General features: G+C 53.5%; 14 protein-coding genes. 4 read left to right on the forward strand and 10 right to left on the reverse strand.

Annotation, left to right across the window (positions count from 1 at the left end; translation table 11 throughout):
- Window position 1: 1 nt before the first annotated feature.
- From TH19_RS13455 to dapA, 4 genes are all read right to left on the reverse strand, one after another.
- The gene (locus TH19_RS13455; protein WP_114102873.1) at window positions 2-502 is read right to left on the reverse strand and encodes a glutathione peroxidase; all 501 of its coding nucleotides are present in this window, start codon (window positions 500-502) and stop codon (window positions 2-4) included.
- Window positions 503-590: 88 nt separating this feature from the next.
- Window positions 591-1,250, reverse strand: coding sequence for a sulfite oxidase-like oxidoreductase (locus TH19_RS13460; RefSeq protein WP_114102874.1), 660 nt, complete (start codon window positions 1,248-1,250; stop codon window positions 591-593).
- Between the two features lie 131 nt (window positions 1,251-1,381).
- Window positions 1,382-1,858 carry an SsrA-binding protein SmpB gene (gene smpB, locus TH19_RS13465; RefSeq protein ID WP_114102875.1) on the reverse strand — a complete coding sequence of 159 codons (477 nt, stop codon included), beginning with the start codon at window positions 1,856-1,858 and terminating at the stop codon, window positions 1,382-1,384.
- Between the two features lie 17 nt (window positions 1,859-1,875).
- A complete protein-coding gene (dapA, locus tag TH19_RS13470) occupies window positions 1,876-2,757 on the reverse strand; it encodes a 4-hydroxy-tetrahydrodipicolinate synthase (protein ID WP_114102946.1) in 882 nt (293 codons plus the stop codon).
- 207 nt (window positions 2,758-2,964) lie between these two features.
- On the opposite strand from dapA, the gene TH19_RS13475 reads away from it, so the two are divergent.
- Both TH19_RS13475 and TH19_RS13480 read left to right on the forward strand, forming a co-directional pair.
- Complete coding sequence (locus TH19_RS13475; RefSeq protein WP_114102947.1) at window positions 2,965-4,998, forward strand: lytic transglycosylase domain-containing protein; 2,034 nt, start codon at window positions 2,965-2,967, stop codon at window positions 4,996-4,998.
- 77 nt (window positions 4,999-5,075) lie between these two features.
- Window positions 5,076-5,774, forward strand: coding sequence for a haloacid dehalogenase type II (locus TH19_RS13480; protein ID WP_114102876.1), 699 nt, complete (start codon window positions 5,076-5,078; stop codon window positions 5,772-5,774).
- Between the two features lie 128 nt (window positions 5,775-5,902).
- Here TH19_RS13480 and TH19_RS13485 read toward each other — a convergent pair whose 3' ends face one another.
- Entirely contained in the window at window positions 5,903-6,361 is a 459-nt protein-coding gene (locus TH19_RS13485; protein WP_114102877.1) for a bactofilin family protein, read from the reverse strand.
- Window positions 6,318-7,628: a M23 family metallopeptidase gene (locus TH19_RS13490; protein ID WP_258547956.1), complete on the reverse strand. Its 1,311-nt coding sequence runs from the start codon at window positions 7,626-7,628 to the stop codon at window positions 6,318-6,320. Before TH19_RS13490 ends, TH19_RS13485 begins: the two co-directional genes overlap by 44 nt.
- 245 nt (window positions 7,629-7,873) lie before the next feature.
- On the opposite strand from TH19_RS13490, the gene TH19_RS13500 reads away from it, so the two are divergent.
- Both TH19_RS13500 and TH19_RS13505 read left to right on the forward strand, forming a co-directional pair.
- The gene (locus tag TH19_RS13500; protein WP_181846412.1) at window positions 7,874-8,356 is read left to right on the forward strand and encodes a phosphatidylglycerophosphatase A family protein; all 483 of its coding nucleotides are present in this window, start codon (window positions 7,874-7,876) and stop codon (window positions 8,354-8,356) included.
- A gap of 7 nt (window positions 8,357-8,363) precedes the next feature.
- Entirely contained in the window at window positions 8,364-8,864 is a 501-nt protein-coding gene (locus TH19_RS13505; protein ID WP_114102880.1) for a CinA family protein, read from the forward strand.
- Between the two features lie 75 nt (window positions 8,865-8,939).
- Here TH19_RS13505 and TH19_RS13510 read toward each other — a convergent pair whose 3' ends face one another.
- The 4 genes from TH19_RS13510 to TH19_RS13525 all read right to left on the reverse strand — a co-directional run bounded on the left by TH19_RS13510 (window position 8,940) and on the right by TH19_RS13525 (window position 13,356).
- Window positions 8,940-9,398: a type II toxin-antitoxin system RatA family toxin gene (locus tag TH19_RS13510; RefSeq protein WP_114102881.1), complete on the reverse strand. Its 459-nt coding sequence runs from the start codon at window positions 9,396-9,398 to the stop codon at window positions 8,940-8,942.
- Between the two features lie 39 nt (window positions 9,399-9,437).
- Window positions 9,438-10,436, reverse strand: coding sequence for a lipoyl synthase (lipA, locus tag TH19_RS13515; RefSeq protein WP_114102882.1), 999 nt, complete (start codon window positions 10,434-10,436; stop codon window positions 9,438-9,440).
- A gap of 119 nt (window positions 10,437-10,555) precedes the next feature.
- Complete coding sequence (lpdA, locus tag TH19_RS13520; protein WP_114102883.1) at window positions 10,556-11,953, reverse strand: dihydrolipoyl dehydrogenase; 1,398 nt, start codon at window positions 11,951-11,953, stop codon at window positions 10,556-10,558.
- 95 nt (window positions 11,954-12,048) lie between these two features.
- Window positions 12,049-13,356 (reverse strand): pyruvate dehydrogenase complex dihydrolipoamide acetyltransferase, encoded by a 1,308-nt coding sequence (locus TH19_RS13525; protein WP_114102884.1) that lies wholly within the window; start codon window positions 13,354-13,356, stop codon window positions 12,049-12,051.
- Window positions 13,357-13,388: the final 32 nt, after the last annotated feature.

Below are 13,388 nucleotides of genomic sequence, written 5' to 3' on the forward strand. Positions count from 1 at the left end.
TTTAATTGCTTGGCAGTGCTGCATTGATTGCAGCAATGATCTCGTCATCACCGGGTTTCACCCGTGTGTCAAAACTGGCGACAAGATCACCGTTTTTCCCGATCAAATATTTGTGGAAATTCCATTTGGGGGCATTTTCATCCCCCATGACATCCAATGCCCATTTGAAAAACGGATGCGCATCCGAACCACGGACCACCGTTTTGGACGTCATCGGGAAATCAATGTCGAAATTGACCTCGCAGAATTCCTGAATGGCGGCGTCATCGCCATATTCCTGACCACCGAAATCACCAGACGGCACACCAAGAACAACCAGCCCTCGATCACGGTAATCTTCCCAGAGTTTTTGCAGCCCTTCATATTGCGGCGTAAATCCGCACATCGAGGCGGTATTGACCAACAGGACGGCTTTGCCCTGATAATCGGCGAGATGAAGCTCACCGCCAATGATGGACGGAAATGAAAAGTCATGCGCCGTTTGCGCATCAGCCGATGCCATGGCCCCTCTCCAGGTAAAAATGACTGCAATCACCGTAAGCAAGCATGTTACTGCAAAACGGCGGCCCTTTTCAATTTGGTGTTGAGGATCAGCCATAACGCTCCTCCGTCCAGGGATCGGCATTGTTGTGATATCCACGTTCTTCCCAAAAACCTGGCGCATCGTCTTTGACAAACCGGATCTCGCGCACCCATTTCGTGCTTTTCCAGAAATACAGCTTTGGAACCACAATGCGCACCGGACCACCGTGTTCTTCGGTCAGGGGTTCATCATTCCAGTGATGGGCGATCAGAACGTCTTCATCAAGAAACTGATCAATCCTCACATTTGTGGTGTAACCGTCATGCGCAGTGAACAGAACATGTTTGGCATCGGGATGGGGCCGCACCATTTCCGCCAATGTTAGCGCTAACACGCCTTGCCAGTCATTGTCGTATCGCGACCAGCTGGTTACACAATGAATGTCATTGCGCGCCCGCACATTTGGCAGATCAAGAAGATCAACAAAACTCAGCGACAGCGGGTTTTCAACCAAGCCGGTAATATCAAGTTTGAAGTCATCCGCGCTGACATGTGGCGTGATGCCCAAATCAAGCACCGGCCAATCCTTGACCAGCCTTTGCCCCGGCGGCAGGCGATTTTCACGCGCCGCATCGGATGTTCCGGTTAACAAACGGCCATCTTCGGCCCATTTGCGTTTGGCCTCGATCAGCTTGTCTTTGATTTTGCCCGAAAAGCTTTGTGTCACGGAGGTCTCCTTCCTGACAGGCTGATACGAAAAATGGCGTCGACATGTTCACCATGACAACGCCATTTAATCATAAAATCTGCACGGTAATGCAATTCACTTCCTTGCGATATGTCTCGATCACAACGGAACTAGTTGAAATCGCGCATGATACGCGCCTTGTCACGCTGCCAGTCACGTTCCTTGACCGCTTCGCGCTTGTCGGCTTTTTTCTTGCCCTCGGCAATGGCGACTTCAAGTTTCGCAATCCCGCGATCATTGAAATAGAGTTTGACCGGGACAAGCGTGAAGCCCTTTTTATTCAGGGCATCATGCATCTTGGCGATTTCGCGTTTATGCAACAGCAACTTGCGCGGACGGCGTTCTTCGTGGCCGAACGGCATCTTGCTTTGATATTCAGGAATATATGCGTTGATCAGCCAGACTTCATCATTCTTGGCTTCGGCATAGGATTCCTGAATATTCCCTTTGCCATCACGCAGGGATTTAACTTCGGTGCCGCGCAAGACGATCCCGGCTTCGAAAGTTTCCGTCAGGAAATAGTCAAAGCGGGCTCGCCGGTTTTGCGCAACGACCTTGTTGTTATCTGTCTCTTTCTTGGGTGCCATAAGTCGCTAATTATCGCTTATTGGCCGAGAAGTCCGGCACCTTTAAGCGCGGCTTCGACCTTGCGTTTGGATTCATCGGCAATCTCGACCATCGGCAGACGCATATGGCTACCACAAAGACCAAGAAGTTCAGCCGCGTATTTGACCGGACCCGGGCTTGCCTCGCAGAACATTGCCTTGTGAACCGGCATCAGGCGGAAGTTCAGTTCCTGAACCTTTGCCAGATTGCCCGCGGCCCATGCGGCGTGCAGATCGGCACACAGTTTCGGCGCAATGTTCGAAGTCACAGAAATGCAGCCATGACCGCCCTGTGCAAGGAACGGAACAATCGTACCGTCTTCACCCGACAGTTGGCAGAAATCAGCACCCGCAGCCAAACGGGTCAGTGCCGGACGTTCCAGATCACTGGTAGCGTCTTTAACACCGACAATGCGCGGCAGTTTTGCCAGCTCAGCCATCGTATCGACGCTCATATCAACAATCGAACGACCCGGAATGTTATAGATCACAATCGGAATGTCGGTTGCATCGTGGACGGCTTTGAAATGCGCATACAGACCCTTCTGGGTCGGCTTATTGTAATAAGGTGTCACAATAAGTGCTGCATCCGCACCGGCATTCTGCGCATGACGGGTCAGCGAAACAGCCTCGGCGGTCGAATTCGAACCGGTCCCGGCAATCACCGGACCACGACCCTTGGCAACTTCAAGTGCCAATTCGACAACGCGATGATGCTCAGCATGGCTCAGCGTCGGGGATTCACCGGTGGTTCCGACAGGCACAACACCTGTCGTGCCCTGTTTAAGTTGCCAATCCACAAAAGACTGGAACGCCTTTTCATCAATCGCACCATCTTTCGTGAATGGTGTGATCAAAGCTGTGATTGAACCCTTAAACATGGATATCTCCAAACATTGGATGGATTGAAAGCGGACGCGAAAATAGCGGCTGTTGGTCATTCCCGCAAGCACTGTATACAATAATCGGAAGGAACTGTAATCGGGGTTGCATTTTCCGTTCAGGACTGTTTGGCTTTTATGGATTTCACTGCCATAATGCGCCGGTCTAGAGTGCATTCGCTGCCGGAAGGCAAAGGGGACAAATACATGGCGCAAGCGTCTATCCGCAAGATTTCGGTCTGCGCATTGGCACTGGGCTTTTCAATACTGATGCCAGCAGGACATCAGGTGAAGGCAGCAGCAAACGAAGACAGTGTTCTTCTTATGCAACCGCCCTCGCCGACCTATTCGGCTGTCAGTCGCGCACGCCTGAATGCGTTCCTTGAAGCTGTTGAAAGCGGTCGCACCGAAAGCTTTGAAAAGCTGTTGCCGAACTTTGACGATCCACTGCTGCAAAAGGCCGCAGAATGGATGTTGCTGACATCGGCCAATTCCGGTCGCAGCTTTGAAGAAATCACCACTTTCATTGATGCACATCCCAAATGGCCCAGTCAGGCCCTTTTGCGTCAGCGCGTCGAAGAAGCAATGAGTGATGCCGTGCCGGACGAAGAAATTCTGGCATGGTTCAAGCGTTCCGCACCGGTCACAGCAGATGGCGCCACCCGCCAGATCAAGGCACTTTTGGGTGCCGGACAAGAATCGGCAGCCACAGCACTGATCCGCAGCAGCTGGATCAACGAGAATTTTGGCCGTGGCCAGGAAAAGCGTTTTCTGGATCGATATGGCAAATATATCGATCAGGATACCCACCAGCAGCGCCTTGATCGCCTGTTATGGGAAGGTCGTCTGACGACCGCAGCACGAACCATGAAATATGTCAGCGAAGATTATCGTCTGCTGGCAGAGGCACGCGCAGCGCTGCGTGCCATGAAAGGCGGCGTTGATGCCGCTGTAAACCGCGTTCCGAAAAAATACCAGAATGATCCGGGTCTGATTTACGAACGCGTTCGTTGGCGTCGCGTCAAGGACCGGGACCAGGAAGCCCGCGATCTTCTGTTGTCGCAGGCCAATGACCTTGCCTATATCTCGATCCGCCCGCAATACTGGTGGCTTGAAAAGGCCATTCTGGCGCGCCGTGCCTTACAGAAAGGGCACATTTCGGATGCCTATAATCTGGTCGCCAATCACGGACAGACCGATGCCGGCGACATTGCAGAAGCCGAATGGTATGCCGGCTGGATTGCACTTGAATTCCTGGGCGATGCCGATATTGCCCTGACGCATTTCCAGAATCTTTATGACGTTGTTCAATACCCGATCAGCTTGTCGCGTGGTGCCTATTGGGCCGGACGTGCAAACACGGTCCTTGGCAACAAAGAACGCGCCAAGGAATGGTATCAACTGGCCGCTGAACATGCCCATACATTCTATGGGCAGCTTGCCATTGACGAGTTGGGTTCAAAGCCGACCTATTCGGTTGAACAGCCGGTTCCAAGCCCCGAACAGCGTAAAGACTTCGAAAGCCAGGAACTGGTTCAGGTTGTCCGCAAACTGGGCGACATTGGTCTTGGCAATATCATCCGGCCGTTCATCATGGCACTGGTCTATGAGCATGATGAACCTGAATATCTTGCCATGGCGACCGATCTTGCCCGTGAATACGGCCGTGCCGACCTTGGCATTATTGCCGCCAAGCGCAGTATCCGTGCTGGTAGCGGATATCTTGATGCCGCCTACCCGGTTCATGAACAGGTGCCACTTGGCCGTGCGCCTGACCCGGCACTGGTTCATGCCATCATGCGTCAGGAAAGCCTGTTTAATCCATCGGCCGTGTCATCGGCCGGCGCACGCGGCTTGATGCAATTGATGCCGGCAACGGCAAAGCGGATGGCGCAATCACTTGATCTTGAATATTCGACCGAACGCCTGACTGAAGATCCGTCGTTTAACATCGCACTTGGCCGGGCTTATCTTAACCGATTGCTTGATCGCTGGAACGGTGCCGAGGCATTGACGATTGCCAGTTACAATGCCGGTCCGACCCGTGTAAGCCAATGGATCAATGAATATGGTGATCCACGTGATCCCGATGTTGATCTGGTCGACTGGATCGAAATGATCCCCTATAGCGAAACCCGAAATTACGTTCAGCGCGTGATGGAGGGAACTTATGTCTATCGTCGGCGTTTTGCCCGCGACGAGATTGCAATGGGCCAGAACGACACACCGGATAAGGATTAACTCTCTGCTTTCGGTTTGCGTTTTGGCGTTGCCTGCCCATATTTGATCCATACTGCTTGTCAGAAAAGGTCAGCCAAATGTCCGATAATGCACTGTCTTCCTGCCGCGCATTTGTTTTCGATGCTTATGGAACACTGTTTGATGTTGGCTCTGCCGTCGCAAGACTGCGTGATAGCGTCGGGGATGAAGCAGACCGGCTATCTGCCCTTTGGCGCCAGAAGCAACTTGAATATACCTGGCTTCGGTCCCTGATGGGCGATTTTGCCGATTTCTGGACCGTTACCGGCGACGCCCTTGATTACGCCATGGACCAGACAGGTAAAAAAGATCCTGTGCTGCGCGCCAAGCTGATGGAAACCTATTTGTCGCTTGATACCTTCCCCGAAGTGGTCGAGACGCTTAACAGCCTGAAGGCAAAAGGACACAAGCTTGCCATCCTGTCGAATGGTGCCAAACACATGTTGATCTCGGCGGCCAAGTCATCGGGCATTCTGGCGCTGTTTGATCAGATCATCTGTGTTGATGACCTCAAAACCTATAAACCGCACCCGAATGTCTATCAGCTGGCCGCGGACAAACTTGAACTGCAGCCTGCCGAAATTTCGTTCCAGTCTTCGAACGGCTGGGACATTGCCGGTGCCGGACATTTCGGTTTCCGCACAGCATGGATCAATCGGACCCAACAGCCAAAGGAACGGCTGTCGCACGACGCCGATGTCATTCTGGGCGGTCTTGATGAATTACTGCCTCTGATCGGTGAACCGCAAGGCGCATAGTCCAAAAGGTTCCCTGAAATCATATAAAAAGGCAGGTCCCATCGGGGCCTGCCTTTTTAAATTCTTAAATCGGGACACTGTCAGATGGCCCACCCGCCATCAAATCCCCGGTCATCATCCGGTTCGGATTATTTGTGTTCTTTCTTCACATTGGAAGCAACGATCTGGCCGGCCTGAATGACGGTCAAGCCGCCCTCTTCGGCCACACCTTCGATGCGGCGGCAATGTCCTTCGATATGCGCACCAGGCTCAATCGACAGGCTTTCATGAAGAATATCACCAATCATACGGGCGGTATCAGACAATGATACATCCCGTGCACGAACCTGACCGATGACGGCGCCGCAGATGCGGACTTTATCAGCAACAATTTCGCCGCGCACTTCGCCATGCTGGCCGATTGTAAGCGTACGGGTACGGATATCCCCGTTCACCGAACCGTCAACCTGCACGTCGGATTCAGATACCAGATCCCCGGTAACACGAAGATCTGCGTTGATGACCGAAAGGCCACCACGTTTTTCAGTCGCAGGGTTTCCGTTTTTAGTTGTCCCTGTCTGTGTCGTCTTGCTCGTTTTTGAAAACATAACGTCCCGCCTCAATAAACTTAATAGGATTGACCGGCTTGTCATGAACCAAAACCTCATAGTGCACATGGCTACCGGTGCTTCGACCGGTACTTCCCATAAGCGCGATGTGGTCCTGGTAACGCACTTCGTCGCCCTTCTTGACGAGGACCTTAAATAGGTGTCCATAACGGGTTCGAACGCCGTTACCGTGATCGATTTCGACCATCTTCCCGTATTTTCCACTCCATCCCGCATGCACCACTTTGCCCGGTGCGGTTGCCAAGATGGGTGTCTTCACCGGCCCGGCGAGATCAACGCCGGAATGAAAAGCCCAACGACCATTGATCGGGTCTTTTCGTTTACCGAATGAACTTGACAGATAGTAAGACGTGGCAGGTTCCCCAAGCGGCGTCTTCTTCAATCGGTCTTGCAGATTGGCCAACTGATCCATGCGATCCGTCAGCGCCATTGCGACATTTACAAACTCTTCGTCCTTCGGGTGTTCTGGCTCGAACGCCACGAAGGGTCCACCAACTCCCGGCTCCTGCGGTTTCATCGGCGGCAAAACAAATGCTTCCGGCTGCAAGCCGGTCATCTCGAGCACATTTTCCAGTTCAAGAATGGTGCTGTCTGCCGTTTCGGCGACACGCTGCATGGCTTGTTGCTGGATCGTGTGCAAATCTGCGATACGCTGACGGGCGTCACTCAGTTCACCCTGAAGTTTTTTGGACCGTTGCAAGGCCTGATCACGTTCGCGCATGACACGCGACATCACGGTCTCGACGGTTTCCAATTCATCGCGCAGCGCAAGGTTGCGGTTGGTGATACCGTCAATTTGCCCCTGCAGCGCATTCATCTGGTTATCCATCGACGTGCGAAGGGCCGAAATCCGGACTTTTTCCTTCTCGCTCGAGGCGAGTTTGGAGGTGTAGTCCTGGACCCGCGCTTGAAGCTGCAGGTTCTTTTCAGCCATCGACAACAGATTGCGATGGGTGTCTTCCATTTGCGCGGTGATCTCGCCAAAGCGTCTTTGACTTTCGGTCACACGTGCAATCAAACGATTATAAGACAGTTCGCTGCGGAAAAGCTGTTCTTCACGCGTCGCAAGGCGCTGATCAAGATACCAGCTATAACCGCTAACGCCGACAGACCACGTGATGGCCGCGACACCGAAAGAGGCCAGCGCAAGCTGACCATATTTTCCAAGACGAAGCTGGTAAACGGAATCGTTGGACCGGACAAGAATTTGCCGATCAGGAAACCACTTATCCACCAAGCGACGCATGCCGTGAAACGCCGACATATTTAGTGTCTAACCCCTAGTTGCCCGTAGTTACGCCCGGATAGATCCCGGCGCTGCAAAGTTTCTTTTGACCCCGCCTGCGACTTATTAACCTTTTTCTTTACGCTACCTGTAAGTTTGCACGCAGGCAAGAGTGTTAACACACCCTTAAGAGTAATTTTTTCACCGTCCGAAGCCGCTGCTATGTTACCTATGACCATCGATCACAGCTCATATATATATAATCCATGGCTATTTCCCGTTTTCTGATTACTTGCACTGCCACCTGGTTCTTCAGTGGCAAAAGCCCCAAAGCACCGGGAACTGCCGGTTCACTGGCTGCCTTACCGTTCGGCTGGCTAATCTGGTTTTACGGCGGGAATGAGGCGCTGATCATTGCCAGTGTCATTATTTTTGCCATCGGTGTCTGGGCTGCACATCAGTATAGCCACCTGCTCGGTATTCACGATGCCGGTGAAATCGTTATTGATGAAGTAGTTGGCCAATGGATGTGTCTGCTTGTGGTGCCGCTAAGTGCTGCCTGGAGTGACCTGATGTGGCTTTTGATCGCCTTTATCGCGTTTCGCATTTTTGACATCGCCAAGCCCTGGCCCATTCGCTGGGTTGACCGTCGCGTCGGCGGCGGATTTGGCATCATGTTTGATGATGTTCTGGCGGGTGTCTTTGGCATGATTGTTCTTGCCCTGCTCGTGCATGTGATCGGTGGATAGAAAACAGATGATGATTGATGACGATATCCTCAAAGCAGCCAGTGTGCTGATCACCCGTTGCAAAGCGCAAGGCGAGATGATCGCAACGGCCGAGTCCTGTACCGGCGGTCTGATCACAGGCAGCCTGACCGCCGTTGATGGCAGTTCATCGGTTGTCGATTGCGGATTTGTCACCTACTCGAATGAGGCCAAACATCACCTGATTGGCGTTGGCAACGATTTGCTTGAACAATTCGGGGCGGTTTCAGAACCGGTTGCACGCGCCATGTGCGAAGGGGCGCTGGAACGCGCACCCAATGCATCCATCGCAGTTTCCGTTACTGGCATTGCCGGCCCTGGTGGCGGTACAGACACCAAACCGGTTGGTCTTGTGCATTTTGGATGTGCGGGCAAAGACCGATCAACCGTCACATATCACGAAGTATTTGACGGCGACCGCCATGCTGTTCGCAAGGCCACGGTCCTTAAGGCTTTTGAGCTGATCAGCGATATGCTGGATCAGAAATAGTGCCCTGCCCGATCTGGATGCATCAAATCGGGACAAATCAAAAGCTGTCGTAAGGGATTAAATCGAGGCGAAAGCCTAGCTTTCGGAAGATGGCGTTTCAGGTTCGCCATAAACCTCGCGGGCGCGGGTTTCAAAGGCACCGACCATCAGCTTAACTGCTTCGTTAAAGACGACACCAATCATCTTTTGCAGCAACGCAGACCGAAATTCAAAATCGACAAAGAAGTCGAGCCATGTACCGCCGTCTTCGTCCTTTTCAAATACCCAATGGTTATTGAGATATTTGAACGGTCCCTGAAGATATTCGACATCTACACGGTTGGGGCGATCAAGCGTTACCTTGGATGTGTATTTCTCTCGAAACATCTTAAAGCCGATCACAAGATCAGCCTGAAGCACATCGCCGTCACGCTTGCGTACACGGGATGCCACGCACCAGGGAAGAAACTCGGAATAGGAATCGATATCCGCGACGAGTTCAAAGAGCTGTTCCGGCGTATAGGGCAGTTTCCTGCGCTCTGCATGCGTCGGCACTCGATGTCTCCCCTTATCGTCGCGGCGTATCGTTAAAGCTTATTGGGTTGCGGCTTCTGCGCGCGCAGCCTTTTCCTTTGCAGCATCGGCAGCGGCAAGCTTTTTCTCGCGGGCTTCACGCAGCTGTTCGAAGTCACGGTCAGCATGGTAGCTCGAACGGGTCAGCGGCGTTGCCGACACCATCAGGAATCCCTTGCCACGTGCCATCGATGCATATTCGTCGAACTCGTCCGGCGTTACGAAACGGTGTACCGGTTCGTGTTTCAGCGTCGGCTGCAAATACTGACCGATCGTAAGGAAATCGACATCGGCAACACGAAGATCATCCATGACCTGTGCCAGTTCCTTGCGTTCCTCGCCAAGGCCAACCATCAGGCCGGATTTGGTGAAGATGGTCGGGTCAATCTGCTTTACCCGGTCAAGGATACGCAGCGACTGGTAATAGCGCGCGCCCGGACGGATGTTGGTGTAAAGACGCGGAACCGTTTCAAGGTTGTGGTTGAAAACGTCCGGACGTGCCCTGGCAACGATTTCAACAGCACCCGGCTTGTCGCGGAAGTCCGGTGTCAAAATTTCGATGGTCGTTTCCGGCGATTTGTGACGGATGGCTTCGATGACGCGGGCAAAGTGCGCCGCACCGCCATCAGCAAGATCATCACGGTCAACGGAAGTGATCACAACATGCTTAAGCTGCATGTCGGCAACCGCCATCGCCAGATTTTCCGGCTCGAACGGATCAAGTGCGTTCGGCATGCCGGTCTTCACGTTACAGAACGAACATGCACGTGTGCAGGTATCGCCCATGATCATGAAGGATGCGTGTTTCTTCTGCCAGCATTCACCGATATTCGGGCAAGCAGCTTCTTCACACACAGTATGAAGGTTCAGGCCACGCGCAAGGTCGCGGGTTTCCTGATAGCCCTTGGAGGTCGGCGCCTTGACGCGGATCCAGGACGGCTTGCGTCCGGATGGACGATCTGGCCGTTTTTGCTTTTCCGGGTGACGAAGTGCTTTTGCTTCGTTGCGCGCCGTCGACATAGAGTTACCTCCGAAGAAATGGACGGGCGGCAATTTGCCGCCACGTCACGCATTTGTCAAACCGACATTCGTCAAAAATGGTCATACCGGGCATGTGCGCCCGGTAGAACCCGACTTTTTTAGAAGTGGATCGCACGCCCATAGGCGTCAAGGACCGACTCATGCATCATTTCCGAAAGGGTCGGATGCGGGAAGACCGTATGCATCAGGTCCTCTTCAGTCGTTTCGAGGCCCATGGCAACCACAAAGCCCTGGATCAGCTCGGTCACTTCGGTGCCAACCATGTGCGCACCAAGCAATTCGCCGGTTTTGGCATCAAACACGGTTTTGACAAGACCTTCGGCCTCGCCCAATGCAACCGCCTTGCCATTGCCGATGAACGGGAACTTGCCAACCTTGACTTCGTAACCGGCATCTTTGGCCTTGGCCTCGGTCAGACCGACACTGGCGACCTGCGGATGGCAATAGGTGCATCCCGGAATCTTGAGCGGGTCAATCGGGTGAACGTTTTTGACGCCCGCGATTTTCTCGACACAGATTACGCCTTCATGCTCGGCCTTGTGGGCAAGCATCGGCGGGCCGGCAACGTCACCAATCGCGAAGATGCCCGGTTCTGCGGTACGTGAATATTCATCGGTCCCAATGACGTTGCGATCAACTTTGACCTTGGTGGTTTCAAGACCAAGATTTTCCGTGTTGCCGATCACACCAACAGCCGAAATCACACGATCAACAGTGAGTTCCTGCTTCTTGCCGTCTTTGGTTTCGATGGTAACGACCACATTGTCCGCATTACGTTTCAGATTTGCGACCTTGGCCTCGGTCAGGATCTTCATCCCGTCCTTGGTCATCATCTTCTGCGCAAGGGCTGCGACTTCCTTGTCTTCGACCGGCATGATCTGTGGCATGATTTCAACCACGGTCACATCAGCGCCAAGGGTGTGATAGAAGCTGGCAAACTCGATACCGATGGCACCGGAACCGACAACCACAAGGCTTTTGGGCATTTTGTCCGGCGTCATCGCCTTCTTGTAATCCCAAACGACTTTGCCGTCGGCTTCAAGACCCGGCAGCGAACGCGCGCGTGCACCGGTCGCGATGATGTAGTTCTTCGCGGTATAGGTCCCGGCATCCTTGCCCGTTACGACGATCTTTTTCGGACCATCGAACTTGGCTTCACCATTTATCACGGTGACCTTGTTTTTCTTGAGAAGATGGCCAACGCCACCTGCAAGCTGTTTGGATACGCCGCGCGAACGCTGAATGACCGCATCAATGTCAAAGGACGGCTTTTCACATGACAGGCCATATTCCTTGGCATGCTTCATGTTGCGGTAAATTTCTGCCGAACGCAGCAATGCCTTGGTCGGGATACAACCCCAGTTCAGGCAGATACCGCCAAGATGTTCACGTTCAACAACTGCCGTTTTCAGACCAAGCTGGGCAGAACGGATCGCGGTTACATAACCACCCGGACCTGCACCAATCACGATTACGTCGAAATTGCTATCCGCCATCGTAGGATCTCCTTCGCCTGCCCGTTTTCGGTCGCAGGTCTTTTAATTCAAATGCTTGCGGGGACCACTTAAAGTCCCCGCGCAACTTTGGACCGTTAGAGCAACATGCTCAGCGGATCTTCAATCAGCTTTTTGAATTCGGCCATGAACTGTGCACCGACCGCGCCGTCGACCGCACGGTGGTCAACAGACAGGGTGCAGCTCATGACGGTTGCAATGGCCAGTGCGCCATCCTTGACGACCGGGCGCTGTTCACCAGCACCGACAGCCAGGATGCAACCCTGTGGCGGGTTGATGATGGCAGAGAATTCCTTGATGCCAAACATACCAAGGTTGGAAACCGAGAAGGTCCCGCCCTGGTAATCTTCGGGCATCAGTTTGCCATCACGGGCTTTGCCAGCAAGTGCCTTCATCTCGGAGGAGATTTCAGCAAGACCTTTGGAACCGGCATCACGAACGACCGGCGTGATCAGACCACCATCAATGGCAACGGCCACCGAGATGTCCTGTTTCTTGCACTGCAAGGTCGCCTTGTCGGTCCAGATGGAGTTCGCAGCCGGAACTTTCTTAAGGGCCAGCGAAACAGCGCGAATCACAAAGTCATTGACCGAAATCTTGATGCCATCACCAGCTTTTTCGTTCAGCTGCTTGCGGGTCGCCAGAAGATTGTCGAGTTCGCAATCGACCGTAAGGTAGAAGTGCGGAACCTGCTGTTTGGATTCCGACAGACGACGCGCGATGGTTTTGCGCATACCGCTGTTCGGGATTTCTTCGTATTCCGGAAGACCGGTAAGATCCGGGTTCCAGCCCGAAGCTGCCGGTGCGCTTGCCGCCGGAGCGGAAGGTGCAGCCTGTGCCGCCGGGACAGCAGCAGCCGCGGCCGGTTTAGCAGATTTTGCAGCTTCGACATCGCGCTTGACGATACGACCACGCGGACCGGAACCGGTCACAGCATTCAGATCAACACCTTCGTTGGCAGCAATGCGACGTGCCAGCGGGCTTGCCTTGACACGATCACCACCGGAAACCGGTGCAGCCGCTGCCGGGCTTGCCGCAGCGGGAGCTGCTGCCGGGGCCGGTGCGGCTTCTGCCGGTGCTTCCGCGGCCGGTGCAGCACCAGCAGCAGAGGTATCAGCACCATCAAGAGCACTGTCGTCTTCGCCTTCTTCGAGAAGAAGTGCGATAACTTCGTTTACAGCAACGCCCTCGCTGCCTTCGGCAACAAGGATTTTACCGATCTTGCCTTCGTCGACGGCTTCAACTTCCATCGTGGCTTTGTCGGTTTCGATTTCTGCGATGACATCGCCCGATTCAACGGTATCACCTTCCTTGACGTGCCATTTTGCCAAGGTGCCTTCGGTCATGGTCGGCGACAGGGCCGGCATCAATACTTTTACAGGCATGAACACATTCTCCCGGTAACGGGGCGGCGCGC

The sequence above is a fragment of the Thalassospira profundimaris genome, assembly GCF_003326675.1.
Classification (GTDB): domain Bacteria; phylum Pseudomonadota; class Alphaproteobacteria; order Rhodospirillales; family Thalassospiraceae; genus Thalassospira; species Thalassospira aquimaris.